1 protein-coding gene and 1 pseudogene are annotated in these 1,236 nt (G+C 60.8%); one reads left to right on the top strand and one right to left on the bottom strand.

Translation table 11 applies throughout. The features are described 5' to 3' along the window. Positions 1–175: 175 nt before the first annotated feature. Positions 176–766, bottom strand: coding sequence for a tetratricopeptide repeat protein (locus PG896_RS20975; protein ID WP_052815418.1), 591 nt, complete (start codon positions 764–766; stop codon positions 176–178). Between the two features lie 174 nt (positions 767–940). Between PG896_RS20975 and PG896_RS20970 the strand changes: the two are divergent. Then, positions 941–1,162, top strand: a pseudogene (locus tag PG896_RS20970) (PA0069 family radical SAM protein); the annotation flags it as partial. Positions 1,163–1,236: the final 74 nt, after the last annotated feature.

Below are 1,236 nucleotides of genomic sequence, written 5' to 3'. Positions count from 1 at the left end.
CCAGCGGGGCTGACGCCCCGGCGAAATTCCCCTCCCACCTACGTCGGAGGGAGTCCCCTTTCGCATTTAAGATGGCAGCAAGCGGGAGGTATGCAGCATCGTCCACAGTGCCGAGCGCAGTACCCTCTATGTCACCGACGTGACGCCCGGCAAAGTCACCGCCAGCCGTTGATCCCTAACCGGCGTTCAGAAAAGAGTGGCCATTGAAATCGAAGGCGCTGCGCCCCTCCTCGGCCAGCGCCATCTCCTGCAACACCTGGAGTGCCATCTTGTTGCCCTTTTGCGAGGCCTGATAGAGCCACTGCTTCGCCTCGGCCAGTTCAACCCGCCCGTTGACCCCCATCAGTTGCAGGATGCCCACCTTCAGCATGGCGGGCACATCACCGTTCCTGGCTGCCAGCTCCATCCAGCGAAACGCCTCGTGCAGATCCCGCTTCACCCCGGCCCCGCGCAGATAGACCTCTCCCAGCCGATACTGGCCGAAAGCGTCCCCCGCCTGCGCAGCCTGACGATAGAGTCGGATGGCGCGATCCATATCCTGCTCGCTCCCCTGCCCCACTTCATGGCTCCAACCCATCAGCGCCTGTGCCCGTGGCTGGCCCTGCTCCGCCAGCGGCGTCCAGATCCGGGTCGCCTCATCAAAGTGCCCTGTCCGCCAGGCGCGGTTGGCCGCCGCCAGCTCCTGCTCAGTGGAGAGCGGGATCAGACGCCAGATGACCAGCGCAATGAGGGCGATGAAGAGCCAGCGGGCGATAGTAGGTTGCATGACATTTTCCGTGATCTGGTTCGCATTTCGTCTATGTAAACGAAATGTAGCAACAGATCAAGCAGGAGATCACCTGGGTTCACCCTCTTTCATGGGGTCGCTCTTTGCGAACTTGCAGTTTGACGGGCGACACAGCAAAATAACTGTATATATAAACAGTGCATTGGTGATGTGATGGCAGGACGAGGCGCGAACCACAATGTCGAGCACCGCTTCAGCGGCCCGCAAATAGAAACCGTTGACGACGGCTGGAGTCAGAGCGACTGGGACGCGGCATTTGCCGCCAGCGCTCCCCGCACCGAGGTGACGGAGATCAGCGCCCGCAGCATCATCAGCTACAACGATTCGCCGGATCTTCCCTTCAGTCGCTCCATCAATCCCTATCAGGGGTGCGAGCTTGACATCCTCCCCCACCTTAGCGCTTCGCGTCACAGGAGGGGGATTCCCATTACTGGGTGATAGCTGCTCGC

Source organism: Aeromonas sp. QDB30 (assembly GCF_027707645.1).
Lineage (GTDB): Bacteria > Pseudomonadota > Gammaproteobacteria > Enterobacterales > Aeromonadaceae > Aeromonas > Aeromonas caviae.
The sequence above is the reverse complement of the archived record's forward strand: the minus strand, read 5'-3'. Positions and strand labels throughout refer to the sequence as shown.